This is a genomic window from Amycolatopsis sp. NPDC048633, from assembly GCF_040650695.1.
GTDB lineage: Bacteria > Actinomycetota > Actinomycetes > Mycobacteriales > Pseudonocardiaceae > Amycolatopsis.
The window spans coordinates 51,799-77,782 of sequence record NZ_JBEZHS010000040.1; the positions used below are offsets into that span (position 1 = coordinate 51,799).

General features: G+C 71.6%; 25 protein-coding genes. 7 read left to right on the forward strand and 18 right to left on the reverse strand.

Annotated features, from left to right (window positions below):
* Positions 1 to 80: 80 nt before the first annotated feature.
* Complete coding sequence (locus AB0C38_RS42425; protein WP_360684695.1) at positions 81 to 1,085, reverse strand: LacI family DNA-binding transcriptional regulator; 1,005 nt, start codon at positions 1,083 to 1,085, stop codon at positions 81 to 83.
* Between the two features lie 198 nt (positions 1,086 to 1,283).
* Between AB0C38_RS42425 and AB0C38_RS42430 the strand changes: the two genes are divergently transcribed.
* Positions 1,284 to 2,264, forward strand: a complete 981-nt coding sequence (locus AB0C38_RS42430) for a hypothetical protein (RefSeq protein WP_360684698.1) — start codon at positions 1,284 to 1,286, stop codon at positions 2,262 to 2,264.
* Between the two features lie 22 nt (positions 2,265 to 2,286).
* Positions 2,287 to 3,462: a CaiB/BaiF CoA-transferase family protein gene (locus AB0C38_RS42435; RefSeq protein WP_360684701.1), complete on the forward strand. Its 1,176-nt coding sequence runs from the start codon at positions 2,287 to 2,289 to the stop codon at positions 3,460 to 3,462.
* Here AB0C38_RS42435 and AB0C38_RS42440 read toward each other — a convergent pair.
* Entirely contained in the window at positions 3,447 to 3,905 is a 459-nt protein-coding gene (locus AB0C38_RS42440) for a GNAT family N-acetyltransferase (RefSeq protein WP_360684704.1), read from the reverse strand. The two genes, AB0C38_RS42435 and AB0C38_RS42440, sit on opposite strands and share 16 nt — an antisense overlap.
* Positions 3,906 to 3,909: 4 nt before the next feature.
* Positions 3,910 to 4,665, reverse strand: a complete 756-nt coding sequence (locus tag AB0C38_RS42445; protein WP_360684707.1) for a CoA ester lyase — start codon at positions 4,663 to 4,665, stop codon at positions 3,910 to 3,912.
* Positions 4,666 to 4,778: 113 nt separating this feature from the next.
* Here AB0C38_RS42445 and AB0C38_RS42450 point away from each other — a divergent pair, with 113 nt between their 5' ends.
* Together AB0C38_RS42450 and AB0C38_RS42455 are read left to right on the forward strand one after the other, a co-directional pair.
* Entirely contained in the window at positions 4,779 to 5,606 is an 828-nt protein-coding gene (locus AB0C38_RS42450; protein WP_360684710.1) for an NAD-dependent epimerase/dehydratase family protein, read from the forward strand.
* Between the two features lie 98 nt (positions 5,607 to 5,704).
* Positions 5,705 to 5,890 (forward strand): hypothetical protein, encoded by a 186-nt coding sequence (locus AB0C38_RS42455; RefSeq protein ID WP_360684714.1) that lies wholly within the window; start codon positions 5,705 to 5,707, stop codon positions 5,888 to 5,890.
* Positions 5,891 to 5,936: 46 nt separating this feature from the next.
* On the opposite strand, the gene AB0C38_RS42460 is transcribed toward AB0C38_RS42455, so the two are convergent.
* The 7 genes from AB0C38_RS42460 to AB0C38_RS42490 all read right to left on the reverse strand — a co-directional run bounded on the left by AB0C38_RS42460 (position 5,937) and on the right by AB0C38_RS42490 (position 12,988).
* Positions 5,937 to 6,563, reverse strand: coding sequence for a GntR family transcriptional regulator (locus AB0C38_RS42460; RefSeq protein ID WP_360684717.1), 627 nt, complete (start codon positions 6,561 to 6,563; stop codon positions 5,937 to 5,939).
* Complete coding sequence (locus AB0C38_RS42465; protein ID WP_360684720.1) at positions 6,563 to 7,225, reverse strand: HAD family hydrolase; 663 nt, start codon at positions 7,223 to 7,225, stop codon at positions 6,563 to 6,565. Before AB0C38_RS42465 ends, AB0C38_RS42460 begins: the two co-directional genes overlap by 1 nt.
* 20 nt (positions 7,226 to 7,245) lie before the next feature.
* Positions 7,246 to 8,097: a LysR substrate-binding domain-containing protein gene (locus tag AB0C38_RS42470; RefSeq protein WP_360684723.1), complete on the reverse strand. Its 852-nt coding sequence runs from the start codon at positions 8,095 to 8,097 to the stop codon at positions 7,246 to 7,248.
* 27 nt (positions 8,098 to 8,124) lie between these two features.
* Positions 8,125 to 8,880 carry an alpha/beta hydrolase gene (locus tag AB0C38_RS42475; RefSeq protein WP_360684726.1) on the reverse strand — a complete coding sequence of 252 codons (756 nt, stop codon included), beginning with the start codon at positions 8,878 to 8,880 and terminating at the stop codon, positions 8,125 to 8,127.
* A gap of 19 nt (positions 8,881 to 8,899) precedes the next feature.
* Positions 8,900 to 9,268 carry a DoxX family protein gene (locus AB0C38_RS42480; RefSeq protein ID WP_360684729.1) on the reverse strand — a complete coding sequence of 123 codons (369 nt, stop codon included), beginning with the start codon at positions 9,266 to 9,268 and terminating at the stop codon, positions 8,900 to 8,902.
* 59 nt (positions 9,269 to 9,327) lie between these two features.
* Positions 9,328 to 11,637: a glycoside hydrolase N-terminal domain-containing protein gene (locus AB0C38_RS42485; RefSeq protein ID WP_360684732.1), complete on the reverse strand. Its 2,310-nt coding sequence runs from the start codon at positions 11,635 to 11,637 to the stop codon at positions 9,328 to 9,330.
* Positions 11,638 to 11,755: 118 nt separating this feature from the next.
* Positions 11,756 to 12,988, reverse strand: coding sequence for a lipase family protein (locus AB0C38_RS42490; RefSeq protein ID WP_360684735.1), 1,233 nt, complete (start codon positions 12,986 to 12,988; stop codon positions 11,756 to 11,758).
* A gap of 111 nt (positions 12,989 to 13,099) precedes the next feature.
* On the opposite strand from AB0C38_RS42490, the gene AB0C38_RS42495 reads away from it, so the two are divergent.
* Positions 13,100 to 13,756: a TetR family transcriptional regulator gene (locus AB0C38_RS42495; protein WP_360684738.1), complete on the forward strand. Its 657-nt coding sequence runs from the start codon at positions 13,100 to 13,102 to the stop codon at positions 13,754 to 13,756.
* On the opposite strand, the gene AB0C38_RS42500 is transcribed toward AB0C38_RS42495, so the two are convergent.
* From AB0C38_RS42500 to AB0C38_RS42510, 3 genes are all read right to left on the reverse strand, one after another.
* Positions 13,692 to 14,453: an NAD(P)H-binding protein gene (locus AB0C38_RS42500; protein WP_360684741.1), complete on the reverse strand. Its 762-nt coding sequence runs from the start codon at positions 14,451 to 14,453 to the stop codon at positions 13,692 to 13,694. The two genes, AB0C38_RS42495 and AB0C38_RS42500, sit on opposite strands and share 65 nt — an antisense overlap.
* A 71-nt stretch (positions 14,454 to 14,524) precedes the next feature.
* Positions 14,525 to 18,127 (reverse strand): discoidin domain-containing protein, encoded by a 3,603-nt coding sequence (locus AB0C38_RS42505; RefSeq protein WP_360684744.1) that lies wholly within the window; start codon positions 18,125 to 18,127, stop codon positions 14,525 to 14,527.
* Positions 18,128 to 18,450: 323 nt separating this feature from the next.
* Positions 18,451 to 18,891 carry a helix-turn-helix domain-containing protein gene (locus AB0C38_RS42510; protein ID WP_360684747.1) on the reverse strand — a complete coding sequence of 147 codons (441 nt, stop codon included), beginning with the start codon at positions 18,889 to 18,891 and terminating at the stop codon, positions 18,451 to 18,453.
* A 133-nt stretch (positions 18,892 to 19,024) separates the two neighbouring features.
* Here AB0C38_RS42510 and AB0C38_RS42515 point away from each other — a divergent pair, with 133 nt between their 5' ends.
* Positions 19,025 to 20,221: a thiolase family protein gene (locus AB0C38_RS42515; protein ID WP_360684750.1), complete on the forward strand. Its 1,197-nt coding sequence runs from the start codon at positions 19,025 to 19,027 to the stop codon at positions 20,219 to 20,221.
* Here AB0C38_RS42515 and AB0C38_RS42520 read toward each other — a convergent pair.
* The gene (locus AB0C38_RS42520; protein ID WP_360684753.1) at positions 20,152 to 20,571 is read right to left on the reverse strand and encodes a hypothetical protein; all 420 of its coding nucleotides are present in this window, start codon (positions 20,569 to 20,571) and stop codon (positions 20,152 to 20,154) included. The genes AB0C38_RS42515 and AB0C38_RS42520 overlap by 70 nt on opposite strands.
* Positions 20,572 to 20,606: 35 nt before the next feature.
* Positions 20,607 to 21,554, reverse strand: a complete 948-nt coding sequence (gene ligD, locus AB0C38_RS42525) for a non-homologous end-joining DNA ligase (protein WP_360684756.1) — start codon at positions 21,552 to 21,554, stop codon at positions 20,607 to 20,609.
* Between the two features lie 41 nt (positions 21,555 to 21,595).
* On the opposite strand from ligD, the gene AB0C38_RS42530 reads away from it, so the two are divergent.
* Positions 21,596 to 22,432: a PHP domain-containing protein gene (locus AB0C38_RS42530; protein WP_360684759.1), complete on the forward strand. Its 837-nt coding sequence runs from the start codon at positions 21,596 to 21,598 to the stop codon at positions 22,430 to 22,432.
* 79 nt (positions 22,433 to 22,511) lie between these two features.
* On the opposite strand, the gene AB0C38_RS42535 is transcribed toward AB0C38_RS42530, so the two are convergent.
* The 3 genes from AB0C38_RS42535 to AB0C38_RS42545 form a co-directional block, all read right to left on the reverse strand.
* Positions 22,512 to 24,545 carry an MDR family MFS transporter gene (locus tag AB0C38_RS42535; protein ID WP_360684762.1) on the reverse strand — a complete coding sequence of 678 codons (2,034 nt, stop codon included), beginning with the start codon at positions 24,543 to 24,545 and terminating at the stop codon, positions 22,512 to 22,514.
* An 83-nt stretch (positions 24,546 to 24,628) separates the two neighbouring features.
* A complete protein-coding gene (locus AB0C38_RS42540) occupies positions 24,629 to 25,465 on the reverse strand; it encodes an SDR family oxidoreductase (protein ID WP_360684765.1) in 837 nt (278 codons plus the stop codon).
* A gap of 40 nt (positions 25,466 to 25,505) precedes the next feature.
* Positions 25,506 to 25,970 carry a GNAT family N-acetyltransferase gene (locus AB0C38_RS42545; protein ID WP_360684768.1) on the reverse strand — a complete coding sequence of 155 codons (465 nt, stop codon included), beginning with the start codon at positions 25,968 to 25,970 and terminating at the stop codon, positions 25,506 to 25,508.
* Positions 25,971 to 25,984 lie beyond the last annotated feature (14 nt).

Sequence of the window (25,984 nt, forward strand, 5' to 3'; positions counted from 1 at the left end):
CCAATGTGGCCTTCGGTGCGTTGAACGCACCCAAGGCGGCCTTCGGTGCGTTGAACGCACCCAAGGTGGCCTTGGGGCGCTCAGGCGACCGTCGCGATCGTCTCCCCCACCACCGGTGGGCACGTCAGCAACCGGTGCAAGGACGGCTCCCCCGCCCCCGGCTCGACCAGGGACGCCAGCAGCCGCACCGCCGCCCGGCCCAGCGCCCGCCGCGGAACCTCGAACCCGCTGATCACCGGCCCCGGCGTCCCCTCCGGAGGTCGGCCGAGAACCGCCAGCGAGACGTCGCCCGGCACCGAGATCCCGGCCTCGCCCAGGGCCCGCCAGGTCGCGTGGAACACCGCGCCCGTGTCGGTCTCCTCGACCACCAGCGCCGTCACGCCGTCGGCGAGCCAGCGGCGGACCGAGGCCGCGTCGAGGTCCGGACCGTCGGTGCGGGTCACCACCAGGGACGCGCCCACGTCGGCCGCCGCCGCGCGCACTCCGCGTTCGCGGTCGCCCGACGACGGCGCGTCGTCCGGCTCGCGCAGGTACCGCACGCGCGTGTGGCCCGCCCGCGCCAGCCGCGTGATCACCTCGGCCGAGGCGGACACGTAGTCCGCGCCCACGTGCGGGATGCGGCCGCCCAGCTCCGTGCGGCGTCCGATGTAGACGATCGGGAAGCCGGCGGCCAGCAGGTCGGCGATCCCGTCCACCGGGACGTGCCGGCCGAGGAACAGGCAGCCGTCGGCGAGCCGGGTGCGGCGGATCCGGTCGGGGACCGCGCTGGACGCGGTGAACATGATCAGGTCCTTGCCGAGCGCCGCCGCCTCCGCCTCGACGCCGGCCAGGATCGGGTAGTACGAATCGGCGACGTCGACGGGGAACGCCGGCGTGAACGTGTAGAGCCCCAGGAGGTTGTTGCGCGACGACGCCAGCCGCTTCGCCACCGGGTCCGGCACGTACCCCAGCCGCTCGGCCGCCTCGAGCACCCGCAGCCTCGTCTGTTCCGAGAGCCGGACGCCGGTGCGGTTGCCGCCCAGTACCACCGACACCGTCGCCTGCGAAACGCCGGCCACGCGGGCGATGTCGGCCTGCCGGGGCATCCGCCGCACCCTGCCCATCGCCACCTCGCCCGGAGTCAGCTGATCCGATTCAGAGTGCAAGCCTCACCAGGGCCCGTCAACCGTTTTGCCCGAAACTCCAGCAAACCTGTCCCGACCGTACTAATACGTATTACTCCATTGACCTGGCCTTCGAGCGCGTGCCACCGTCGCCGGACACGAGACCTCGAAGGAGCGGTCATGACCCTCACCCGACGCGGCCTGCTGGCCGGCGCCGCCGCGCTCGGCGCGGGCGCGATGTTCCCGGTCCCCGCCGTCGCCGCGCCCGCCGGCTTCCCCGACTACCGGTACCAGCGGCTCGCCCTCGTCAAGAGCAAGCTGCGCTACAACCCGACCGGCGAACTGATCTTCCCGTGCGTCCGCGGCACCAAGGACCGCATCCCGAACGCCCTCGGCGCGTACTACCTCTACTACGCGCCGCATGACGCCCCGGGCGGGATCTGCCTGGCGTACGCGAACTCCCTCGACGAGGAGTTCACCGAGTACGCGGGCAACCCGATCATCAAGAACTCCTGGCCCGGCGAGTACTCCGTCAGCCACGTCTCTTCCCCGCACGCCCTGTGGAACGACGACGTCGACCGGATCTACCTGTACTTCCACGGCGAGAACACCGTCACCCGCCTCGCCAGCTCCGCCGACGGCATCCACTTCACCTACGAGAAGGAGGTGCTGTCGACCCGGCTCCAGCCCGCGGGCACGACCGAAACCTCGTACGCGCGGGTGTTCCGCCAGGACCTGCCGGCGAAGAACGCCCGCTTCGTCATGGTCTTCATGCTCAACAACACCACGAACCACCGCGACATCGGCTGGGGCTGGTCGCCCGACGCGCTGAATTGGACGTTCTCCCAGACGCCGCTCGTGCGGCACACCGACGTCGGCGCGAACGACATCGGCGGCCCGCACCTGCTGTACCGCAACAACAGCACCTACGTCGTGTACAACACCGACATCGGGCACGGCGGCAAGCTGATGATCACCGAGGTCGGCAACGACTTCTCGAAGCGCACCCACCTCGGGACGTTCCACACCCCGCTGGCGGGCGCCCCGGACAACGGGCGGTCCGCGGCGCCCAGCTTCGGCACCTACCAGGGCCGTGAGTACATGATCTACGAAGCCGGCGAGCGGTTGGCCGGCAACATCGCCATCGCCCGCGCGATCTGACCCCAGGTGGCAGGATGCGGCCATGCGCTCCTTGCCCCTCGACGGCGTCACGGTCGTGTCCTGCGAACAGGCGGTCGCCGCGCCGCTGGCCACCCGGCACCTGGCCGACCTCGGGGCCCGGGTGCTCAAGATCGAGCGGCCGGGCAGTGGCGACTTCGCCCGCGCGTACGACGAAACCGTGCACGGCCAGTCCAGCCACTTCGTCTGGCTGAACCGCTCCAAGGAGAGCGTCACGCTCGACCTGAAGAGTGCCGCGGCGGCGCCGGTCATGGCGGCGTTGCTGGACCGGGCCGACGTGTTCGTGCAGAACTTCGCCCCCGGCGTCGCGGAACGGCTCGGCCTCGGGGCGGCGTCATTGCGCGCGGCGCGTCCCCGGCTGATCACGTGTTCGGTGTCGGGTTACGGCTCGAGCGGCCCGTACCGCGACGCGAAGGCGTACGACCTGCTCATCCAGTCGGAAGCCGGCCTGGTTTCGGTGACGGGGTCGGAGTCCGAGCCGGCCAAGAGCGGCATCCCGGCGGCGGACATCGGTGCCGGGATGTACGCCTTCTCCGGCATCCTCTCCGCGCTCTACGACCGCGAGCGCACCGGGCTCGGCACCGAGCTGGAGGTCAGCCTGTTCGACTCGCTCGTCGAGTGGATGGGGTTCCCGCTCTACTACGCCGGCTACGGCGGCACGCCCCCGCCGCGGACCGGCACGAGCCACCCGGCGATCGCGCCGTACGGCACCTTCGCCGCGGGCGACGGGACCGAGCTGGTGCTGGCGGTGCAGAACGAGCGCGAGTGGGCGGCGTTCTGCGAGCACGCGGTCGAGCGGCCGGAGTGGGTCACCGACGAGCGGTTCGCGACCGGCAGTGCCCGCGTCGCGAACCGGCCGGCGCTGGAGCGTGAGATCGACGCGATCTTCGCGCGGTTGACCGGAACCGAGCTGGAGACGCGGCTTCGTCAGGGCCGGATCGCGCACGCGCGCCGCCGCGAACTGCCCGACGTCCTGACGCACCCCCAGCTCACGGCGCGCGACCGTTTCGCGGACGTCTCGACGCCGGGCGGGCCGATCCGGGCCACGCTGCCGCCGATCACGGTGCCCGGCCGCGCACCGCGGATGGACCCGGTGCCGGCACTGGGCGAGCACACCGACGCGGTGCTGACGGAGTTCGGGTTCGACCCGGCGACGGTGCGAGGTCAGGGCGGCGGGTAGCGCATCGCGATCTTGTGTGCCCGCGGGCGGCCGGTCTCGACGAAGCCGATCCGTTCGTAGAAGATCTTCGCCCGCTTGTTGACGTCGAGGATTTCCAGCACGACGGCCTGGCCGCGCGACGCCGCTTCGGTGACCAGGCTCAGGACGACGTGCCCGCCGAAGCCGCGGCCCTGGTACACCGGATCCAGCTCGATCAGGCCGAGCACGACGTCGGTGCCGGTGTCTTCGACGGTCAGCGCGCCGGCGTCGTGGCCGTCGACGGTGATGATCTGCGTGTGCTCCGCGTCGAAGTGCTTCTCGTGGTGCGCGCGTTGCGCCGGTTCGTCCCAGCCCCAGATCGCCTCGACGTACTCGCCGAGCGCGCTGCGGTGCAGCTGGAAACAGAACTCGTCGTCGCCGGACCTCAGCCGGCGCAGCGCGACCTTGTGCGTCTTGCGGACCATGCGCTCACTCCCCCAGGATCCGCCGGGCCCTGGCGAGCACCGGCTTGTCCACCATCCGGCCGTCCACAGTGGACACGGACTCCCCCGCGGTGAGAATCTTACGGGCCCACTCCCGTTCGGTGTCCGTCGGTGCGAAGCCCGCGCGGACCGGCGCGATCTGGCGCGGGTGGATGCACAGCTTGCCGCCGAAACCCAGGCGACGCGCGTAGCGGACGTCGGCCTCGAGCGTTGCGTCGTCGCGCAGGTCCGTGGTGACGCCGTCCACCGGCGGTGCCAGTCCGGCGGCCGCCGACGCGATCACCAGCCGCGAGCGCGCGTAGGCGAACGGCTCCGGGTCTTCGGGTGCGACGCCGAGCTCCGCGGCCAGGTCGACGCTGCCGAACGCCAGGCGCGTCACCGACGGGACGGCGGCCAGCTCACCGGCGCGTTCGACGCCTGGTGCGGTCTCGACGAGCGCCACGACCTCGCGGAACCCCGCGAGCACCCCGGGCGTCTCGGCTTTCGGGACGACTACCGGGATTCCGCGGGCGGTGACCAGGGCGGCGTCGGCATCGAACCAGGGCGTGCCCGGGGCGTTGATCCGGACCATGGCCCGATTGTTCTCCAGCCAGGTCTCGACGTGGGTGCGCGCGGCGTCCTTGTCCGCCGGGGCGACGGCGTCTTCGAGGTCCAGGATCACGACGTCGGCGCCGCTGGCCACGGCCTTGCCGAAGCGGTCGGGGCGGTCGCCGGGCACGAACAGGAAGGTGGTCGCGGGCACGCCGTCAGCGTAATGCTCTGCGGGTATCACAGCGACCGGAAAGGGTCTTGGACGCCGCGCTCCCGAGCGCCGAGAGTCGGAAGGGAACCACCACGACCACGAAAGGTCCCACGATGAAGGTCTTCCTGACGGGCGGCTCCGGGTACGTCGGCCGTCCGACGGTCCGCGCGCTCACGCGGCACGGGCACGAGGTGAGCGCCTTGGCGCGCAGCGACGCTTCTGCGCGGGTGCTCACCGAGCTGGGCGCCCACCCGGTCCACGGCGACCTGACCGACGTCGGCGTCCTCCGCACGGCCGCCGCGGCCGCCGACGGCGTGCTCCACCTCGGCCAGCACTACGGCGACGACACGGCGGAGGTCGACCGCGCGGCCGCGGACGCGCTGCAGGAGGGCCTCGGCGACCGCGGGCCGTACGTGCACACGGGCGGCGTCTGGGTCTATGGCGACACCGCGGGTGTCGTGGACGAGGACGCGCCGCAGAACCCGCCGGCGATCACGGCGTGGCGCCGCGCCAACGAAGAGCGCGTCATGTCCCACGGCGGGCACCCGGTGCTCGTGATGCCGGGCCTGGTCTACGGCCTCGGTGGCGGACTCATCGAGCTGTTCTTCCGCGCGCCGGTGCCCCTGATCGGCGACGGCGCCAACCACTGGGCGGTGGTGCACGCGTCCGACCTCGCCGAGCTGTACGCGCTGGCGCTGCAGGCGCCGCCGAAGTCGGTGTACGCGGGGGTGAGCGGGCAGAACGTGCGGCTCGCGGACATCGTCACGGCGCTCGCTGCCGGAAACCCGATCACGCGCCTCACCCTCGCGGAGGCGGTGGAGCGGATGGGCCCGATCGCGGAGGCGTTCGCACTGGACCAGCAGCTGACGCCGGCCCGGGCGCACCGCGAGCTGGGGTGGACGCCCCGGCACCTGGACGCGCTGACGGAGCTGCGCGGGTAAGGGATCGGCACGGCCCGAAGCACGCGTTCACCCGATGCGGCGGCGGTCCCCTCAGGACGAACGTGAGGTTCCTCGGAAGAACTAGGTGAGGAACAGCCATGCGAGGCGACTGGATCTACGACTGGGTGCGGGTGGAGATGGAGTACCGGGCCGGGCCACCCCCGGCGGCCCATCGGCCCCGCGAGGTGCGTGCGACGCCTCGGCATTGGGCGGCGCTGTGGGCCGGGTTGTTCGCGGGCCACCGGGCCGAGGTGCGGCACAGCGGCTCCGCGGCAGGCTGCTGAAGCCATCGGCGAGGCGACCGGCCGGGCGCCTCGCCGAACGGCAAGCTCAGAGGTCCAGCAAGCCATCCCGCGCGCGCTCCAGATGGTCGCGCATCTCCGCCTCCGCGCTCGCCGGATTCCCTGACGCGATCGCCTCCAGCAGCCGCCGGTGCTCCACCGCCAGCGCGCCCGGATCCGGGTACGACCCCCGCAACCGGGCCAGGCATAGCTGCATTTCCTCCTGCAGCGGCGGGTAGATCCGGCTCAGCCGGACACTCCCCGCCGCGTCGACGAGGGCCAGGTGGAACGCCGTGTGCGCCTCCACCCGCTCGCTCCAGCCCGCTCCCGCCGGCAGCGCCTCCAGCACCGACAGCGCTGCCCACACCCCGTCCAACGAACGCCCGGCGAGCAGCCGCACCGCCGTCAGCTCAAGGGGCAGCCGGACCGTGAACAGGTCCCGGACGTCGGCGGACGTCAACACCGGCACTCGCAGAGAGCGGCCGTCGGAACGCTCGACCAGGTGCCGGGCGACCAGCTCCTGCAACGCCGACCGCACCGTCGGGCGCGCCACGCCGAACGTCGTCGCCAGGCCCTGCTCGGTCAGCGGCGTCCCCGGCTCCAGCGAGCCGTTGAGGATCCGGTGGCGCACCTCGGCGACCAGCGCGTCACGGGTGTTCGTCGTCTGCAGGACCATCAGGACGCGTGCACCCGCTCCACCGTCGCGACCAGGTCGGCGAGGCCGGGCAGCACCGCGTCGGCGATCGACGGGTCGTGGTCCTCCGCGTGCCGGTTGACCCAGACGCGCCGGATGTCGAGCGCCTGCGCCGGCACCATGTCGTGGAAGTGGCTCTGCGCGATGTGGACCCAGTTGTCGCGCGAAGCGTCGAAGGACGCGGCGAACCGCGTGAAGTGAGCGTGTCCGGGCTTGTACGAACCGACGTCCTCGGCGGTCACGATCGCGTCGATCGGCACGACGAGCCGCCGCTGGGTCTCGCCGATGAGGTCGCGGTCGCAGTTCGTGAGCAGCGCGAGCCGCCAACCTGCTTCGCGCAACGCGGTGAGCGCCGGCCGGACGTCGGGGAACACCGGCCAGTACGGCAGCCCGGTCCCGAGCACGGACGCGTCGTCGGGCACCAGCCCGAGGCCCGCTTCGGCCGCGGTCCGCCGCAGCGACTCCGCGAGCACCTCCCGGTACCGCCGGACCGGCTGTTCGGCCTGCACCCGCGGTTCGATCCGGTTGTAGACCTCCAGCAGCTCCGCACCCCGCCCGGGGAACAGCAGCTCGAGCCCGGTTGCGATGCCGTGGCGCCAGTCCACCAGCGTGCCGAAACAGTCGAACGTAGCCCAGCGAGTCATACCGTCAGACTGCTATACGGTTATACCGAACGCAAGATCTCCGCGAACGACGAGATGAGCGGCGACCGCCGCGCCGCGACCCACGCGAGACACACCTCGTTCGGCGGCAGGTCCTCGACCGGCACGTGGACGACGTCGGGACGCGTGTAGTACTCCGACGTCGACCGCGGGATCACCGCGATCCCCCGCCCGGCGGCCACGTGCTCCAGCTTCTCCTCGACGCTCCGGAACCCCCGCCGCCGCGGCGCCGTCCCGTCCCGCAGCTCGACCGCGACGTCCCGCCACTCCGGCACCGCGTCCGGGTCGTTGAGCAGGTGCTCGCCGGCGAGATCCCCGACGAGCACCGACTCTTTACCGGCCAGCCGGTGGTCCGACCGCAGGACCGCCACCCGCGGCTCGGAGAACAGCGGCCGCAGGCTCAGCCCGCGCCGGTCCACCGGCAGGCGGACCACGCTGACGTCGGCGCGGCCGTCGTGGAGGACCTCGGTCTGGTCGTCCCACGTCGTGCGGAGCAGTTCGACCGAGACGTCCGGGTGCCGAGAAGAAAGCGCCCGGACCGCGTCGGTGACAGTGATCCCCGGCATGAACGCCACGGTGAACGTCCCGCGCGCGGCCGTGGCGACCCGCCGTCGCATGGCCGACGCCGAGGCGAGCAGCGGCCGCGCGTCCTCCAGCAGCTGACGGCCCGCCTCGGTCAGCGACGTGGACCGCTTGTCCCGCACGAACAGCTGCGCGCGCAGCTCACCTTCGAGCGCCCGGATCTGGCGCGAGAGCACCGGCTGCGCGATGTGCAGCCGCGCGGCAGCTCGCCCGAAGTGCAGTTCCTCGGCGACCGCGACGAAGTACCGCAGCTTGCGCAGATCGACGTCCACTCCGGCCTCCCTGAGACCTCCAGGGTATTACGCGTGCGCGCCGAGGAACTTCGTCAGCGCCGGGTTCACCTCGTCCGGGTGGGTGTAGCTGAGGAAGTGGGCACCGCCGTCGACGACGACCAGGGGCTCGGCCGCGGGCAGCACGGCCACCAGCTCGGCGGCTCGCTCGACCGGGTAGGCGAGATCGGCCGAGCCGTGCAGGACCAGGGCCGGGCACGCGATCTCACCGGCCCGCGAGAGCACGGAGTCGCGGTCGACGAGGGCGGTCATCGCCGGCGTCAGCTGCGACGGCGGCACCGAAGCCCACCGCTCCTTCCACTCGTCCACGGGAAAGCCGCCGAAACAGATCTGCGCGACACCGTCGAGCACTTCGGCCGGCGCGCCACCGCTCACCCACGCGTCCAGCACCGCCCGGTACCCGGCCGCGACGGCGGGGTCCTCCGCGGCCGCCGACGTGCCGAGCACCGCGAGCGCCGTGACCCGGGAAGGGGCCAGCAGCGCCATCCGCAGCGCGACGAACCCGCCCTGGCTGGTCCCGACGACCGCCGCGCGCGAGACGCCGAGCTCGTCCAGCACGGCCAGGACGTCCCTGGCGACGTCCCAGTAGTCGAACGGCCCGGTGGCGGGTGTCCCGCCGTGGCCGCGTTCGTCCACCGTGACGCACCGGAAGCCGTCGAACGCCGCGAGCTGCGGGGCGAACATGCGGCCGTCCATCAGGAAGCTGTGCAGCAGCACGACCACCGGGCCGTCGCCACCGTGATCGGTGTAACCGGGAAGCGTCATCGATCCTCCGAACGAGCGTTCAGCCGGCGAACCGGCCGATCGCGACGAACGCCGCCAGCACCAGCAGGACGACGTTCATCGGCAGCGCCTTGGTCTCCTTGCGCCGTGCGTGCACGATGATCGCACCGATCTGGATCACCGCCAGTCCGGTGGCAGCCAGCGGGGTGAGCACCGGCGCGATGTCGAGCGCCCACGGCAGGACCAGCCCGATCGCGGCGAGGATCTCGATCCCGCCGATGCCCTTCACCGCCGCCGCGGAGAAGTCCGCCGTCCACCCCATGCTGGGGTTCTCCAGCAGCTTCTCCCGCGGCGTGGCGAGCTTCATCCCACCGGCGAAGACGTACAACGCTGCCTGAATGCCCGCAGCGATCCACAGGGCGATGTTCACAGTGACTCCCGATCCGGAAAAGGTGGTTGAACACTACATCTTTTTCCGGAGGGTAGACCTCAACTTGGCGTGATCGTGATCGACCCACCCGGCCGCAGGCTGATCGTCCGCTTCCAGGCACCGGCCCGCACCTCGGTCCGGGTCCCGCCGACACTGCGGATCACCGCGCGGGAGACCTTGCCGTCGCGCCACGAGAGATCGACCTCGAAGCCGCCGCGCGCGCCGATGCCGGTCACCCGCCCCGACCGCGCCCACGCCGACGGCAGCGCGGGCAGTAGCTCCAACACCCCCGGCCGCGAATAGACGAGCATCTCCACCATCGCCGCCGGCGCGCCGAGGTTGGCGTCGATCTGGAAGATCGTGTAGCTGCCCTGGCTGTACATGTCGAAGAAGTTCGGCGCGGTGCCGTTGCCGTTGGCCACCGACGGCCGCATGACCGTGAGCAGCAGCTGGTACGCCTTGTCGGCGTCCTTCAACCGGGCCCAGCACGCCGAGCGCCACGCGCACGCCCAGCCGAAGCTGTCCATCCCGCGCGCGATCAGCAGCTCGCGCACGCCGCTCAGCAGCTCGGGCGGGGAAGTGTCCTCGGCGATGCGGTCGCCGGGGAAGAACCCGATCAGCGGGGACAGGTGCCGGTGGGTGGTCTCGCCGAGGTTGTCCGGCGACATCCATTCTTCGAGCCAGCCGCTGGTCGGACTGACCTTCGGCAGGTACAGCTTCTTCTGCAGCCCGGCGATCCGGTCGCCGTACGCGCGGTCCCGGCCGAGGATCGCGACGGTTTCGCGGTAGTGCTCGAACAGGTCCCAGACGATCTCCTGGGAGTACGTGTTCCCGAGCGTGTCCTGCGGGCCGTGCTCGGGTGACCAGTCGTGGTCGTCGACCAGCACCTCCCGGCCGTCGACAGTCATCGGGACCAGCCGCGACTCCCAGAACTCGGCCGCGCCCTTGAGCAGCGGGTAGATCCGCGCGAGGTACGCCTTGTCCTGCGTGAACGCGTAGTGGTCCCACAGCGAGTTGCACAGCCACGCGTTGCCGCCGGGGTGCCACCACCAGCCGGAGCCGCCGTAGATGTTGGTCGAGAACGCGATCGCCCAGCCGCCGATCTTGCCGCTGGTGTTGCGGAAGCGGTTTCTCGGGTCGTTGAACAGGCGTTTCGTGCTGTCCGTCCACACGGGAAGCTGCGCGAGGCAGTAGTCGGCCAGGGCAGTGAAGCTCCCGGGCAGCGCCGCGCGGTCGGCCAGCCAGTAGTTCATCTGCAGGTTGATGTCGGTGTGGTAGTCGCTCATCCAGTCGGGCGTGTTGTTGTTCTGCCACAGCCCCTGCAGGCCCATCGGCAGCCCGTCGCGCGAGCCGGTGATCGTCAGGTACCGCCCGAACTGCAGGTAGCTCGCTTCCAGCTCCGGGTCCGGCGTGGCCGGGTCGTCGTGCCGGGCCACCAGCCGCGACCACGAGTCGAGGGCCCGCTTCGCCGGCGGCGACTGGCCCAGGTCGACGGTCATCCGGTCGTAGAGCCGCCGGTAGTCGGCGACGTGCGTGGCCAGCAGCGCCCCTCCCCCGGCACGCAGGGCCTTGGACGCCTTCTGCTTCGCGAGTGCCAGCGGGTCGAGCGACGCGTCGAGGAACTTCCGCGCCGCGTCGGGCACGTAGTTCGTGCCGCCGCTGAGGACGATCACGACTTCGCGGCTCCCGCTGAAGGTCACACTGCCGGCCGCGACGCACGCGTACTTCAGGCCGTTGTCGAACGTGCCGGTGAACGCCGCGGTGCCGGACATGGTCTCGCCCCGGGTGGGCTCCAGCGAAACCGACCCGGTGACGGGCCCGCCGCTGAGCCGGATCACCACGACGTCGTCGGGGTGGCTCGCGTAGTACTCGCGGCGGTACTGGACACCCTGGTGCCGGTAACTGATCCGGACCACGCCGTTGCTCAGGTCGAGCGTGCGGCGGTAGTCCGTGACGCCGGTGTGCGCGGGCACCGAGATCCGCGCCTTCGCCAGCAGGCCGAGGGTGCCGAACTTCTCGCGCTCGTAAGGGAACTGGCCGTCGTCCTCGAGGACGTCGTTGGCGCCGCCGGTCCACAGTGACGCGTCGGTCAGGTAGAGGAAGTCGGCGGCCGGGTCCCCGCCGACCAGGGCACCGATCCGACCATTGCCGATCGGCAGGCCCTGCTCGATGATCTTGCCCTCGGCGGCGGGCGCCGGGTACCACAGCGTCGTCGCCCGACTGTCGGGAACCAGGTCCGCACCAGCCGGGCGGACGACGTCTGCGCTTGCGGTGAAAGGACGAACGCCACTGAGGGCGATCCCGGCGCCGACCGCGCCACCGAGCTTGAGGAAGGTGCGGCGCGAGGGCGGGAGGGAGGGGTTCGACATGTCGGATCCGTTCGGCGTTGAAGGCGGGGACCGGCGTGCAGCCCCCCAAACATATGACCTATCCGGATCCGAGGTCAAGATTCTTCGTAATTAATCCGATTACATACGAGATGCGACGTCAGCAGTTGTGCGGTGCGGGCTTCCCGGCCAGCCGGTCGTGGACGTAGGCCAGCGCGCCCGGCGCGCCCTGCACCGCGACCGTCACGTGGTCGCCGATCAGGATCCGGCGGTACTGCATGGTCACGCCCTCCGCGCAGTACTTGCGCACCAGCGCGTCCACCGGCGGCGTGAGCGCCAGCTCGTCGAAGATGCCCTGGTAGAAGTACGTCGGCGAGCCCGGCTTCCGGGTGCCCATCACGTTCTGCGCGATCACCTGCCGCACCGCGGGGACGTCCAGCAGCTGCGGCACCGTCGTGTAGTCGCTCATCCGGCGGAACGCCTGCGTGAGGCTGAACTGGGCGATGCACTGCTTGCCGACATCTTCGAACGCCTGCTTGCCGCGTGCGTTGAGCAGCGTGGCCGTGTCGATCTCCGGGTACGCACGGCTCAGCCCGACGGCGGCGCCGATGTAGATCCCGGACAGGGGCCCGCCGTCGATGCGCCGGGCGACGTACTCGATGTCGGCCGGCACGCCACCCGCGGCGACCCCGGCGAACTTCAGCTCCGGCGCGTAGGTCGGCTGCACCTCGTTCGCCCACTGGCTGGCCAGCGCGCCGCCCGAGTAGCCCATCAGCGCGGTCGGCGTCGCGGAGCCGGACAGCCCGGCGGGCGCGAAGGACTGGGCCGCGCGGATGCCGTCGATGACGCCGTGCGCGGTGTTCAGCCCGGCGGTCCACTCGGAGTTCGGGCCTTCGTAGTCGGCCGTCACGACGGTGTGGCCGGCGGCGAGCAGCGGGACCATCAGCGCCAGCTCCTCCGCGGGCAGCGCCGTCCCGGTGGCCAGCACGTACGACGGCGCGCAGTCGAGGCTCAGGCCGTCCTGCGCGGTCTGGTACGACACCAGCGTGCGCGGCCCGGACGGTGGCGAGAGCGGCTGCATGATCGTCGCGACGTCGGCGATCGCGGCACCGCGGGTGTCCGACGAGCGGTATTTGACCTGCCACGCCCGGATCGGGACCGGCAGCGTGAGCGCCCGGATCGTGATCGGGCGCGAGTCGAGGACCGTGCCCGGGGCGACGTCCGGGAACGGCGAAGGCTGCGCGTAGAAGGGATCGGCGGCGGGGTTCGGGGGCAGCCCGGCCGCCGAGGCGGCGGGGGCCGCCGGCGTGGCGGCGGTCAGGGCCGCCGCGGCCAGGACGGCGGCAGCGACGGCGACGAGGGTTCGGCGTGTGTCGGCGGTGACAGTGAGCACGGGACCTCCCGGTTTCGATACCGATCGGTATCGAGTGAAGGAATTACCACGTGACGCCGGTCACGGTCAACGAATCCGCTCCGCGCGGGCGAGGTTGTACCGTTGCGCCCCATGACCGGCCCCCAGCGCCGCCGCCCGAGCCGCGCCGAGACCCGGCGGCGGATCATCGACGCCGCCACCACGGTGTTCGCCCGCCAGGGCATCGCCGCGACGTCGCTGAACGACATCGCCGCCGAAGCCGGGCTGACCAAGGGCGCCGTCTACTCGAACTTCGCCGGCCGCGACGACCTCGTGCTGACGATCATGGAAGAGCACATGTTCGAGCGGATGGAACGCGCCACGGCGGTGTTCGCCGAGCTGGCCGACCTCGACGAGGCCACCTCCGAGGCCGGCGCGCGGCTGCTGGCAGGGATCGACTCCGACGCCACCTGGCACCGGCTGCTGCTCGAGTACTGGGGCCTGGCGATGCGCAACCCCACCGTCCACAGCGGACTCGCCGAGCGCCGCGCCCGCCTGCGGGCCGCCGTCACCGCCGCGATCGGCAAGGCCGCCGCGCTGCACGGCGTCGACCTCCCCCTGGCCCCGGAGCACCTCGCCGTGGTGGTGCTCGCGCTGTCCAACGGCCTCGCCGTGGAACGCGGCGTCGACCCGGCGGCCGTCCCGCCGACGCTCTTCGGCGACGTGCTGAAACTGCTGGTGACGCCTACCGCTTCCGGTAGCGCAGCAGACCCGCGTCGGCCTGCCCGGCCAGGTACTGCGCGAACGTGATCGTGCCGTCGAGGTGCTCCGGTGCCAGGTGGCCGCCGCTCGCGTAGGCGCGGAACGTCTCGCCCGGCACGCTCACCGACACGATCCGGCGGCGCCGTCCGCTCGCCTCGGCGACCGCCTGCGCCAGCTCGGCCGCCGCGAGGATCTCGGGACCGCCGAAGTCCGGCGCGCGCCCGGCGGGATCGCCCAGCGCGAGGCCGGCGAGCCGCTCCGCGACGTCCCGGACGTCGACCGGCTGGAACCGGACCCTTGGCACGGGCAGCACCGGCAGCCGGGACGCCCCCGCGAACAGCGTCCGGACCAGGGCGTGGAACTGCGTGGCCCGCTGGATCGTGTACGGCAGCCCGGAGGCCGCGATGATCTCCTCGGTCTCGTGCTTGGCCCGGTAGTAGCCGAGCGGAACGCGGTCGACCCCGACGATCGAGACGTAGACCAGGTGCGGCGCGCCCGCCCACCGCGCGGCTTCGACCAGCGTCCGCGCGAGCCGGGTCTCGTGGCGGAAGTCGGTGGCGCAGTGCACGACCGTGTCGACGCCGGCCAGCGCGGAGTCGATCCCGCGGCCCGTCCGCAGGTCACCGGGCACGGTGCCGGGCGCCGACCCGCGGCTGAGCACCCGGACCTCCTCCCCCGCCGCCCGCAGCCGGGTCACGACCGCCGTGCCGAGCTGTCCGGTCCCGCCGGTGACCAGGATCCGCACGAGCCCACCTCCGCCTTTCGAAGCCGTCGAGGCCACCTTACGGGCGTGAGGTGGCCTCGACGGAACTTCGCTCAGTTGCGGTTGATCGTGAAGGTGGACGTCGTGTTGCGGATGTCCTGGTCGTTGTCGCTCAGCGTCAGCCCGGTGAAGGTCGCCGAGCCGACGGCCGGGCCCTGACCCGGTTCCGGCAGCTCGTTGGCCCAGATCCCGATCCCGGACTTGGCGTCGAAAGCGTCACCGCTGCGGTGCGCGCCGGTGATCGACACGTTCGTCAGCACCGTGTCCTGGACCGTGTTCTGCGGCTGGCCGCCGACGTAGTTGGTCTGGAACATGATGCCGCTGTAGGTCGGGCTCTGGATGTCCACATCGGACACCCGGATGGCGCGGAACTCCTTGGACGCCGAGAACAGCCAGATCGCCGGGAAGGTCTGCTGGCCCCAGAAGTGGCCGCCGTCCCGGACGAGCGAGGCGTTCTGGACCGTCGTCGGCTGCGGCCCGAACCCGAGGAAGGGGTAGCCGAAGTCGAGCGAGCTGATCGTGATCGCCGAGTACGTCAGCGTGTCCGCGATGTAGAGGTTCCGGAAGGTGTTGTTGTACCCGCCGTACACCGCCAGCCCGGCCGCGCGCCACGGAGTGAGCGAGGTCAGGTTCTCGAACACGTTGTCGTACTGGTTGCCCGGGTTGATGTCCGTGGCGGCGAACAGCGCGAAGCTGTCGTCCCCGGTGGACCGGGCTTCGATGTTGGTGACGTGGTTGCCGGTGCTCCCGTTCGTGAGGTTGACGCCGTCGGCGAAGGTGTCGCGGATCCGGGAGTTCTTGATCGTGGTGTTGTCCACGTTGGTGCCCCAGACCATGACGACCTGGTGCTCCACCCAGATGTTGTCGATCGTCAGGTTCGCGACGTTCGCCAGGTTGAACACCTTGCCGGGGCCGTCGATGCGGGACGTGTAGTTCCCGAACACCGCGAACCCGCTGACCGTCGACCCGTTGGCGGTCGACTGCACGTCGATGCCGATGTCGGTGTTCTCCTGACCCGAAGGCGCGGAGAACTTCGTGAACCACGGCCCGGCGCCGGTCAGCGTGATGGCCTTGCCGTAGACGTTCAGCTTGCTCGACAGCGAGTAGGTCCCGGCCGGCAGGTAGACGCCGGTGAGGGTGGTGTCCTGCCGGACCTTGTCGAGGGCGCTCTGCACGTCCTGCTGCGTGAACCCGGTGGGCACCGCGAAGTGCGCCGGGTCCGGGTTGGCGGTCGCGGTGGCCTGCTCGAAGTTCACGAAGTCGATCGCGTAGTTCGTGCTGTTGGCCGCGTCCTTCTGCAGCTTGATCTTGTGCCCGGCGGGCACGGTCGTGCCGAGCATCGCGCTGGCCTCGTCGTAGATGTGGCGCGGCCCGCTGCCCGGCGAGTTGCCCGGGCCGGTTTCGGCGCCGTAGAGCCACGCGTAGTGCGAGGTCAGGTCGATGGCCTTGAGGAACGTGCCGTCGACGTAGACGTTCAGCGTCGAGTTCTGCCCGCCGCCGCCCGCGGAGTCCGGGATGGAGAACCGCGTGACCAGGGTGTTGGTCGACGCGCGGGTCGTGAACTCCACCGACGAGCCGGTCGAGTTCAGCGTCACGGCCTTACGGCCCGACGCCTCGCCCGCGAGGTCGCCGATCGTGCGGTTCGGGCCGACCACCGACGCGCCGCCCGCGACGACGCCGTCCTCGGCCTCGTACATGTCGTAGGGCATGTTCGCGCCCCGGCCGACGAACAGCGCCTGCGTGCTGGTGTTGTTGGCCTGCTTGACCGGCAGCTCGTTGGCGTCGTTCGCGACGACCGTCTTGACGCTGTACCGGCCGTTGGCCGCGGTCCAGGTGCCGACGGTGACCGGCGCCGCCGTGGCCCCGGCCGCGATGGCCCCGGTGTAGCTGCCGCTGAGCGTCTTGACGACGGTGCCGTTCTGGTCGGCGATCGTCACCGTGACGCCGTGGGCACCGCTCGCACTCGCCACGGTTCCCTGGTTGCGCAGGGTCGTCGAGAACGTGACGGTGTTGCCCGCGGACGGGTTGTTCGGCGACCACGCGGTGGCCGCGACGAGGTCGGAGCTCTGCACCGGGCTGACGACCAGCGCCGTCGAACCGGTGTAGGAGTTGTTGGCCTCGTTCTGTTCGATGACGGCGTTGGCCTCGTCGACCTTCGCCGTCAGCTGGTAGCTGCCCGCGTCCCGGGTGCCGATGTTCGCCGACACCGTCGCCGACGCGCCGGCCGCGAGCGCGCCGACGTTCGCGGTGCCGACCTTCGTCGTACCCAGGTAGAGGTTCACGTTCGTCGCACCCGAGGCCGCCGTGCCGGCGTTGCGGACGGTCGCCGACGCGGTGATCGCGTCGGTTTCGACGGGGTTCTGCGGCGACCAGGACACGCCCGAGATCGTCAGGTCGGGGTTCGGCGCGGGGACGCCGAAGACCTGGAACTCCGCGGCCTGCCCGCCGCCGGCGCCGGAGTTGGCGGTGACGCGCAGGCGGACGTCGGCGGCGCGGCCGCTCAGCGGGATCGTCACGGTGTTGCCGGAGGACGGGCTGAAGCTGTAGGTCTGCGCGGCCGACAGCGTGGTGAAGGCGCTCGAAGCCTGGTCACGGCCTTCGACGGCGATCGTCTGCGTCCGCGGGCCCCAGGACGCGTCGGGGTTGAGCTTCACGACGACCTGGTTCAGGTCGGCGTTGGAGCCCAGCGCGACGGTCAGCAGGTTCGGGTAGGTCCCGCCGCCGCCCTCCCAGTACGTGCTGGTCGAGTTGTCGTTGGCGTTGGCCGCGACGAAGGTGAACTCCGTCGAGGACGCCGTGATCGGCTTGCCCACCGCGAGGTTCGTCCCCGCCTGGGTGCCGTTGCGCGTCACGGTGGTGCTGTCGCCCGACTGGTTGCCCGCCGCGTCCTTCGCGCGGACGAAGTAGGCGACGGTCGTGCCGTCGGGCTGGCTGTCGGTGTAGGTCAGGACGGTTCCGGCGACGCTGCCGCGGAGCTGGCCGTTGGCGTAGACGTCGTAGCCGGCGACCCCGGTGTTGTCGGTGGAAGCCGACCAGGTGAGCCGGATCTGGCCGCTCGCCGGCTGCGTGTAGGCGAGGTTGCCGGGCGCGGACGGCGGCTGCGTGTCCCCGCCGGCCGGGCCGTGCACCTCGAACTCCGACAGCTGCGCGGCGGGCCAGCCGGTGTTGGCGCTGACGTTCAGCCGGACGTACCGGGTGTTCCCGGTGACGTCGACGGTGACGGTGTTGCCGGTGGCGGGGTCGAACCGATAGCCCGCCGAGGACTTCAGGTCGCTGAAGCTCGTTCCGTTGGTGCTGCCCTGCACGCTGAAGGTCTCGGTGCGGGCCTCCCAGCCGGTCGGCAGCTTGAGCACGAGCTTGGCCACGTTCGTGGCCGCGCCGAGGTCGGCCTGGACCCACTGCGGGAACTGGTTGTTCGTGCTCTCCCAGTAGGTGGCCTGGTTCCCGTCCCCGACGTTCGAGACGGGGTAGCCGGCGACCTGGCTGCTCGCGGTGTAGGTCGCGGCGGCGGCCTGGGCGGCGGCTTGAACGGCTTGCGTGGCCGCGGGGACGGCCTGGGCGGCCGGGGCGCCGCTCGCGGCCACGGCGGGGGTGGCCAGGACGAGGGACAGGGCGGCGAAGGTCGCCGCGCGCGACAGAAGTCGCTTCGTTCTCATGGGTTTCCTCTGATCCGGGAGGGAGGGGAGACGACTCGAGCTCGCACGTCCCGTGAGCGGCGGGACGGCGGGAACCGGGGAACGGGCACGCGCGGACCCGGTCCCGGGGGCGCGCGTGGGCAGCACGGAACAGCCGTCATGGGCACCTCTTCGTCGAGGAGCTGGGCGGGATCTTCCTGACGTCTGCCGAAATTTCTCGCGCTGTTGTCAGGTTCTTGCACTGATTCGTTCAAGAGTTACAGTGACCGGGGTCTCAAGTCAACGCCCAACCGACGAAAAGACCTCCTCGCGGGGGATGCGAGGAGGTCTTTTCGAAGACGGGTTCAGGAGTGGACGGCACCCAGCCGGATCGCGTGGGTGCCCGGGGCGTTGACCGGGTCGCCGCAGTGCGCGCAGACCGTCGCCGGTTCCAGCACCTCGCCGCACGCGTGGCGCCACAGCGTGGGCGGTTCGCCCTGGTGGACGTACCGGTCGCCCCAGGCCATCAGGCCAAGCAGGATCGGCTGCAGCGCACGGCCGGCTTCGGTCGGGTAGTACTCGTGGCGGGGCGGGTGGGCCTCGTACTGGACCTTCTCGAGCACGCCCGCGTCGACGAGCTTGCGCAGCCGCGCGGCCAGGATGTCGCGGCTGGCGCCGGTGTTCTCGGCGATCTGGTTGAAGCGCCGCTCCCCCAGCATGATCTCGCGCAGCGCGAGCAGGCTCCAGCGTTCGCCGACGACCTCCAGGGCCTCGGCGACCGAGCACTCCCGACCACGCCGGACCATGCCACCTCCCATGGGGTTGAAAATCCAACCTAGCACGTCAATCCCCATGTGACCTGGCGAACATGTAAGTTGTGGAATCCAACTCACCCGGCGTATACCGAAGGGATCCCCGATCTGCGAGGAGGCAGACGCCATGACGGACGCGGTGATCGTCGACGCGGTACGGACCCCCATCGGCAAGGGCAAGCCGAACGGAACCCTGGCCGGGGTGCACCCGGTCGACCTGCACGCCCACGCGCTCCGCTCGCTCGTCGAGCGCACCGGCGTCGACCCGGCCCGGATCGACGACGTGATCAGCGGCGCGGTCGGCCAGGTCGGCGAGCAGAGCATGAACACCGCCCGCTGGGCCGCGCTGGCCGCGGGCCTGCCCGAATCAGTACCGGCCGTGACCGTCGACCGGCAGTGCGGCAGCAGCCAGCAGGCCGTCCACTTCGCCGCGCAGGGCATCATCGCCGGCGCGTACGACGTCGTGATCGCCTCCGGGGTCGAGTCGATGAGCCGGGTGCCGATGGGCAGCCAGGCGGCCGGGCGCGACCCGTTCGGCCCGCAGGTCGCCGCCCGCTACCCGGACGGCCTGGTCCCGCAGGGCATCAGCGCGGAGCTGATCGCCGCGAAGTGGGGCTTCAGCCGCGCGCAGCTGGACGAGTTCTCCGCCGAAAGCCACCAGCGGGCCGCGAAGGCGTGGGCCGACGGGAAGTTCGCCGGCGAGGTCGCGCCGCTGAAGGCGCCCGGCCCCGACGGCGTGCTCGTCGACGTCACGACCGACGAGACGGTCCGGCCGGGCACCACGCCGGAGATCCTCGCCGGGCTGAAGCCCGCGTTCCGCGCCGACGTCTGGGAGCAGCGGTTCCCCGGCCTCGGCTGGCACGTCACCGCGGGCAACTCCTCGCCGATCAACGACGGCGCCGCGGGCCTGCTGCTCACCAGCTCGGAGACGGCGAAGGCACTCGGCTTGCGGCCACGCGCCCGGATCCACAGCTTCGCCGTCGCCGGCGACGACCCGCTGTACATGCTGACCGGCGTCATCCCGGCCACCCGCAAGGTCCTCGCTCGCGCCGGGCTGGACGTGTCGGACATCGACGCCTTCGAGGTCAACGAGGCGTTCGCGAGCGTCGTGCTCGCCTGGCAGGCCGAGATCGGCGCCGACCTGGCGAAGGTCAACGTGAACGGCGGCGCGATCGCGCTCGGGCACCCGCTCGGCGGCAGCGGCGCGCGCCTGGCGACCACGCTGCTGTCGGTGCTGGAGCAGACCGGCGGGCGCTACGGCCTGCAGACGATGTGCGAGGCGGGCGGCCTCGCCAACGCGACGATCATCGAGCGCCTGGACTGACGCGCAAGATAGGCCCGCAACGCCGCCACGGCTCCCCCGGGATCCGTGGCGGCGACCGGGAACGCATCGTCGTAGCCGAGGGCGAGCAGTTCCGCGCGGTCGTTCCGCAGGCGGCCGCCCATCACCACGGGCAACCCGGCCAGCCCCGGGTCGGCGCGCACGCGGCGGAGCACGTCCACACCCGGATCGCCGAGCGCGGTGGACAGCACCAAGCAGTCCGGCCGGGCCCGGCGGCAGGCCCCGAGCACGTCGGCAGTCACGCACACGACGTGGCCTTCGCGTTCGAGGATCACCTGCAACGCCACCAGGCTCCACGCGGCCGAATCCAAACCGGACAGCACGATCTTCACCCCGGGCAGAGCCGCGAGCCCGCCCGGAAAATACGTCAGTCGGGCTCCGGGAGCTCCTCGCCGTCGCGGTCGGCCCACTCCAGCAGCGGCTCCAGGGAAAAAACGGCGTCGTCGATGCCCGCGTGGAGGTCGCCCAGCTCGGCGAAGCGGGCCGGGACGGTGGCGATGGTGAAGTCGCCGGGCTCGGCGTCGTCGACCTCGTCCCAGCGGATCGGCGTCGACACCGTGCCTTCCGGGTTGCCGCGGACCGAGTACGCACTGGCGATCGTGTGGTCGCGGGCGTTCTGGTTGTAGTCGACGAAGAGGGCGCGCGGGTCGCGGTCCTTGCGCCACCAGGTCGTCGTGACGTCGTCCGGGGCGCGACGCTCGACTTCGCGGGCGAAGGCCAGCGCCGCCCGGCGCACGTCGGTGAAGCTCCAGCGGGGTTCGATGCGGACGTAGACGTGCAGGCCACGGCCGCCGGAGGTCTTGGGCCAGCCGACCGCGCCGAGCTCGTCGAGGACCTCGTGCGCGATGTGCGCGACCCGGCGGACGCGGTCGAAGCCGCAGTCGGGCATCGGGTCGAGGTCGATGCGCCACTCGTCCGGCTTTTCGGTATCGGCGCGGCGTGAGTTCCACGGGTGGAACTCCACTGTGGACATCTGCACCGCCCAGGCGACGTGGGCCAGTTCGGTGACGCACAGCTCGTCGGCGTGCCGGTTGTAGCGCGGGAAGGTCACCCGGACGGTCTCCAGCCACGGCGGCGCGCCGTTCGGGACGCGCTTCTGGTGGACCTTCTCCCCCGCCACGCCGGACGGGAAGCGGTGCAGCATGCACGGCCGCTCGCGCAGCGCGTTGACGATGCCGTCGCCCACCGAGAGGTAGTAATTGACCAGGTCGAGCTTCGTCTCGCCGCGGGCCGGGAAGTACACCCGGTCCGGGTTCGAGATCCGCACCGTGTGCGGGCCGACTTCGAGCTCCACCGCCGCCGACTTCTGCGCCATGGCTCAGACGCTAGCCCAAAACCGGCGATACGGTGGGGATCATGAGCCTGCCGCCGGACGGACACGTCCACACCGAATGGTCGTGGGACACCGTCACCGGGTCGATGATCGGGTCGTGCGAGCGCGCGCTGGAGCTGGGGCTGCCGTCGGTGGCCTTCACCGAGCACGCGGACCTGACGCCGTGGCTGATCCCGGAGCCGATCCGGCCGCAGCTGCCCGGCCACTTCCGGGTGCGGCTGCGGCCGGACGGCGTCCTCGAGCCGCCGGACCTGGACGTCGCGGGGTACCTGGCGTGCGTCGAGGAGTGCCGTTCACGGTTTCCGTCGCTGCGGATCCTTTCGGGGGTGGAGCTGAGCGAGCCGCACTGGCACCGCCCGCGGGCCGACGCGCTGCTCGCGGCCCACGACTTCGACCGGGTGCTGGGCTCGGTGCACTCCCTGCCGGGCGACGGGCACCACCACGAGCTCACCGTGATCACCGGCCGGCCGCCCGGCGACCTGCTGCGGGCGTACCTGGCCGAAGTGCTCGGCCTGGTCGAGTCGACGGCCGAGTTCGCGGTGCTGGCGCACATCGACTACGCGCTGCGCTCGTGGCCGGGCGAGGGACCGCCGTTCGTCGCGGAGGACTTCGAGGAGGAGTTCCGGACGGTGCTGCGCGCTCTGGCGACGAGCGGGCGGGCGCTGGAGGTCAACACGAAGGTGCCGTTGCCGGGCGAGGTGGTGCGCTGGTGGTTCGAGGTGGGCGGAGAGGCGGTGGCGTTCGGCAGCGACGCCCACGAGCCGGGCCTGGTCGGCCACGGGTTCGCGGAGGCGGCGGCCATGGTCGAGGGCTGCGGATTCCGCCCGGGCCACACACCGCACGACTTCTGGCGCCGCTGACCCGGCTCGCCGCCGCCGCGGGACGCGCCGCCGCACCCCGCGAGCGCCGGCCCGCCGCCGATGCGGCGCGCCCCACCGGTCAAGCCAAGGCGTGCCGTCCGTACGAACGCGACTCCACGCTCTGGTCCAGCAGCCGGGCCGCTACCCGGCCGATCGCCGCGTCCAGTTCGGCGCGGTCGCCTGTGCCCCAGTCGCCGAGCCGCGATGCCAGCCAGTCGTGCCAGGCGCGGACCACCTTGGCGAACTCCTCGTGGCCGAGCTCCGTCAGCTCCCAGCGGCCGCTGCCGTAGCGCAGGTGGCCGGTCAGCTCCAGCAGGCTGAACGCGGGTTCGAGCACCGGCGCCGGTACGGCGAAGTACTCCCCGATCGCCTTGAGCGTCGCCGGCTCGCCGCGGCGTTCCCGCAGGTGGACCTGCAGCAGGCACCAGATCCCGCCCTCGTCGAGCTCCGACCCGGCCCGCTCGACGATCGCCGGGGCCACCTTGCGGCGCTCGCGGAAGAACAGCGTCGCGACCGCGCGTTCGAGCTCGCGGTCGTCGGTGCGGGCTTCCGGCATCGCGAAGCCGTCGCCGAGGTCCGGGGCCGCCGCGCGCGCCGTGTCGCGCAGCGGGACCTCCTTCAGGAAGAACGCCAGCGCGAACGCCACCAGCCCGACCGGCGCCGCGGCGAGGAACACGACGTGCAGGGAGTCGCTGTAGGCCTTGATCACCGGCGCGGACACGGCGTCCGGCAGCGCGTGCAACGCGGTGGGCACCTGCAGCGCCCGAGGATCTACGCCCGGCGGCAAGGACGCCACCGCCGACGCCAGGTTCGGCGTCAGCTGGTTGGCGTACACCGTGCCGAAGATCGCCGCGCCGAACGAGCTGCCGATCGACCGCAGGAACGTCACACCCGAGGTGGCGACGCCGAGGTCGGCGTAGTCGACGGTGTTCTGCACCGCGATGGTCAGCACCTGCATGCCGAGCCCGATCCCGAGCCCGAGCACGGCCATGTACGCCGACGCCTCCCAGAACCCGGTGTCGGTGTCGAGCCGCGACAGCAGGTAGAGGCCGATCGTCATGCCGGCCGCGCCGGCCAGCGGGAAGATCTTGTACCGCCCCGTGCGGCTCACGGCGTTGCCCGCGGCGATCGACGCGACGAGCAGCGCGAGCACCATCGGCAGCAGCCGCACCCCGGACGTCGTCGCCGAGGTGCCCTGCACGTACTGCATGTACGTCGGCAGGTAGGAGAGCGCGCCGAGCATCGCGAAGCCGACGACGAAGCTCATGATCCCGGCGACCGTGAACACCGGGTTCCGGAACAGCCGCATCGGCAGCATCGGTTCCTTGGCTCTGAGTTCCACGAAGACGAACGCCGCGAGCAGCACCACCGAGCCGATCGCCATCCCGATGATCGTCGGCGAGCCCCACGCGTACTGCGTGCCGCCCCAGCTCGTGACCAGCGTCAGCCCGGTCGCGGCGAGGCCGATGAGCAGGATGCCGAGGTAGTCGATCACCGGCTTGACCGCGGCGCGCACGCTCGGCATCGCCGCGGACGCGACGATCAGCACGACGACGACCAGCGGGATGTTGACGTAGAACGCCCAGCGCCACGACAGGTGGTCGACGAAGAACCCGCCGAGCATCGGGCCGGCCACGGTCACCACGCCGAACACCGAGCCGAGCACACCCTGGTACTTGCCGCGTTCGCGCAGCGGGACGACGTCGGCGATCAGTGCGGTCGAGGTGACCATCAGCCCGCCGCCGCCCAGGCCCTGCACCGCACGCCAGACGATCAGCCAGACCATGCTGTCGGCGAACCCGGCGCAGAACGAGCCGATGCCGAACACGACCACCGACAGCTGGAACATCAGCTTGCGGCCGAACAGGTCGCCGAGCTTGCCGACGACGACGGTCATGATCGTCTCGGCCAGCAGGTAGGACGTGACCACCCAGGACAGGTGCCCGGCGCCGCCGAGGTCGCCGACGATGGTGGGCAGCGCGGTGCCGACGATGGTCTGGTCCAGCGCGGCCAGCAGCATCCCGAGCAGCACCGCGCCGAACACGGCGTTGACCCGCGCCTTGCTCAACGGTGCGGGCCCCGGCTCGTGGCTGACCTCCGCGGTGGCCGTCATCTCCGCACCCTCCTCGCTCGGCCTCCGAGGCTAGTGCGCGCCGTCCACTGTGGATAGCCACCCGTTCCGGTGGTCCTTGCCGGTCAAAGGGTCCAGCGGTCCCGCGGTGGCGATTCGAGGACGAGCTCGCCGTCGACGGCCGCGGCGATCTCCTCGGGCGTCCAGACCTCCTGGTGCAGGACCGGCCGGATGATCGCGGGCTGGCGGACGGCGTGCAGGTGCCCGTCCGCGAGCCGCAGCACCTGCCCGGTGACGCCGGCGGAGAGGTCGCTGAGGAGGTAGGTCACGAGCGGCGCCACCCGCTCCGGCGGGTAGGCATCCGGGTTCCCGTTCGGGTCGGCGGCCATCAGCCGGGTCCAGGCGATCGGGCTCACGGCGTTGACGCGCACCCCGTGCCGCGCCAGGTCGGCCGCCCAGGAATACGTCATCGACGCCACCGCGCCCTTCGACGCCGAGTAGGCGGCGGCCCCGCGCTGCCCGATCATCGAGCCGGAGGTCACGTTGACGAGGACACCGCCGCCCTGGGCGACCATCACCTTGGCGGCCGCCGTGCCGCAGTGGAACGGGCCGAGGACGTTCGTCTCGACCAGGGCGCGGGTGCGCTCGGCGTCGTCGTCCTCCCACGGCCGCGCGTGGTACCCGATCGCGGCGTTGTTCACGAGGCCGTCGAGCTTGCCGAACCGGTTGCGGCACAACGCGATCAGTTCACGGGCGTAGTCCGCGTCGGCCACCGAACCGACGCTCACGACCGCGGTTCCGCCGTCCGCTTCGATCGCGGCGACGGTCTCGAGCGCCGGTTCCGCGTCGACGTCGTTGACGACGACCACGGCACCGGCGCCGGCCGCGTGCCGCGCGAAGGCCCGGCCCAGTCCGCGTCCGGCACCGGTGATGACCACGGCCCGGCCGTCCAGGATTCCCATGCACCCCAGTGTGACCCCGGAAAGGTCCGGACCGCACCACTCACACCGTCCGGGCCAGCCTGACCTCGAACGGCTCGAACCCCTGCGCGCGGTAGAACGCGAGCCCACCCTCGTTGTGCGCGTACGCCTGCACGACCAGTTCGTTCGCGCCGCGTTCCCCGGCCCAGGACACGAACGCGGACACGAGCGCCTCCCCCACCCCTTCGCGACGCCGCTCGGCGGCGACCCGCATGCTTTCCAGGGCCGCCCGCACCGCGCCGGGGCGCAGGGAGCTGACCGGCAGCAGCCGCCCGATCAGGTGCCCCGCCACCCCACCGTCCGAGCGGGCCAGCAGGCAGAGGGCGTTCTCGTCCTCGACGAGGTCTTGGTAGTAGGCCGCACCCTCCCGGGCCGGCCAGCCGAGATCCATGCGCGGGTCGTGGGTCCCCGCGTCCTCGGCGAACAATGCTTCTGCTGACTTCACGAGTTCCGGAACTTCATCGGTGACACCGACGGAAACAGTCATACCTGGAACCGTAA

Excerpts from the sequence above, each read along its gene's own strand:
- AB0C38_RS42425 (WP_360684695.1), bottom strand. The coding sequence starts at position 1,085 with ATGCCCCGGCAGGCCGACATCGCCCGCGTGGCCGGCGTTTCGCAGGCG.
- AB0C38_RS42430 (WP_360684698.1), top strand. The coding sequence starts at position 1,284 with ATGACCCTCACCCGACGCGGCCTGCTGGCCGGCGCCGCCGCGCTCGGC.
- AB0C38_RS42435 (WP_360684701.1), top strand. The coding sequence starts at position 2,287 with ATGCGCTCCTTGCCCCTCGACGGCGTCACGGTCGTGTCCTGCGAACAG.
- AB0C38_RS42440 (WP_360684704.1), bottom strand. The coding sequence starts at position 3,905 with ATGGTCCGCAAGACGCACAAGGTCGCGCTGCGCCGGCTGAGGTCCGGC.
- AB0C38_RS42450 (WP_360684710.1), top strand. The coding sequence starts at position 4,779 with ATGAAGGTCTTCCTGACGGGCGGCTCCGGGTACGTCGGCCGTCCGACG.
- AB0C38_RS42455 (WP_360684714.1), top strand. The coding sequence starts at position 5,705 with ATGCGAGGCGACTGGATCTACGACTGGGTGCGGGTGGAGATGGAGTAC.
- AB0C38_RS42460 (WP_360684717.1), bottom strand. The coding sequence starts at position 6,563 with ATGGTCCTGCAGACGACGAACACCCGTGACGCGCTGGTCGCCGAGGTG.
- AB0C38_RS42465 (WP_360684720.1), bottom strand. The coding sequence starts at position 7,225 with ATGACTCGCTGGGCTACGTTCGACTGTTTCGGCACGCTGGTGGACTGG.
- AB0C38_RS42475 (WP_360684726.1), bottom strand. The coding sequence starts at position 8,880 with ATGACGCTTCCCGGTTACACCGATCACGGTGGCGACGGCCCGGTGGTC.
- AB0C38_RS42485 (WP_360684732.1), bottom strand. The coding sequence starts at position 11,637 with ATGTCGAACCCCTCCCTCCCGCCCTCGCGCCGCACCTTCCTCAAGCTC.
- AB0C38_RS42495 (WP_360684738.1), top strand. The coding sequence starts at position 13,100 with ATGACCGGCCCCCAGCGCCGCCGCCCGAGCCGCGCCGAGACCCGGCGG.
- AB0C38_RS42505 (WP_360684744.1), bottom strand. The coding sequence starts at position 18,127 with ATGAGAACGAAGCGACTTCTGTCGCGCGCGGCGACCTTCGCCGCCCTG.
- AB0C38_RS42510 (WP_360684747.1), bottom strand. The coding sequence starts at position 18,891 with ATGGTCCGGCGTGGTCGGGAGTGCTCGGTCGCCGAGGCCCTGGAGGTC.
- AB0C38_RS42515 (WP_360684750.1), top strand. The coding sequence starts at position 19,025 with ATGACGGACGCGGTGATCGTCGACGCGGTACGGACCCCCATCGGCAAG.
- ligD (WP_360684756.1), bottom strand. The coding sequence starts at position 21,554 with ATGGCGCAGAAGTCGGCGGCGGTGGAGCTCGAAGTCGGCCCGCACACG.
- AB0C38_RS42530 (WP_360684759.1), top strand. The coding sequence starts at position 21,596 with ATGAGCCTGCCGCCGGACGGACACGTCCACACCGAATGGTCGTGGGAC.
- AB0C38_RS42535 (WP_360684762.1), bottom strand. The coding sequence starts at position 24,545 with ATGACGGCCACCGCGGAGGTCAGCCACGAGCCGGGGCCCGCACCGTTG.
- AB0C38_RS42540 (WP_360684765.1), bottom strand. The coding sequence starts at position 25,465 with ATGGGAATCCTGGACGGCCGGGCCGTGGTCATCACCGGTGCCGGACGC.
- AB0C38_RS42545 (WP_360684768.1), bottom strand. The coding sequence starts at position 25,970 with ATGACTGTTTCCGTCGGTGTCACCGATGAAGTTCCGGAACTCGTGAAG.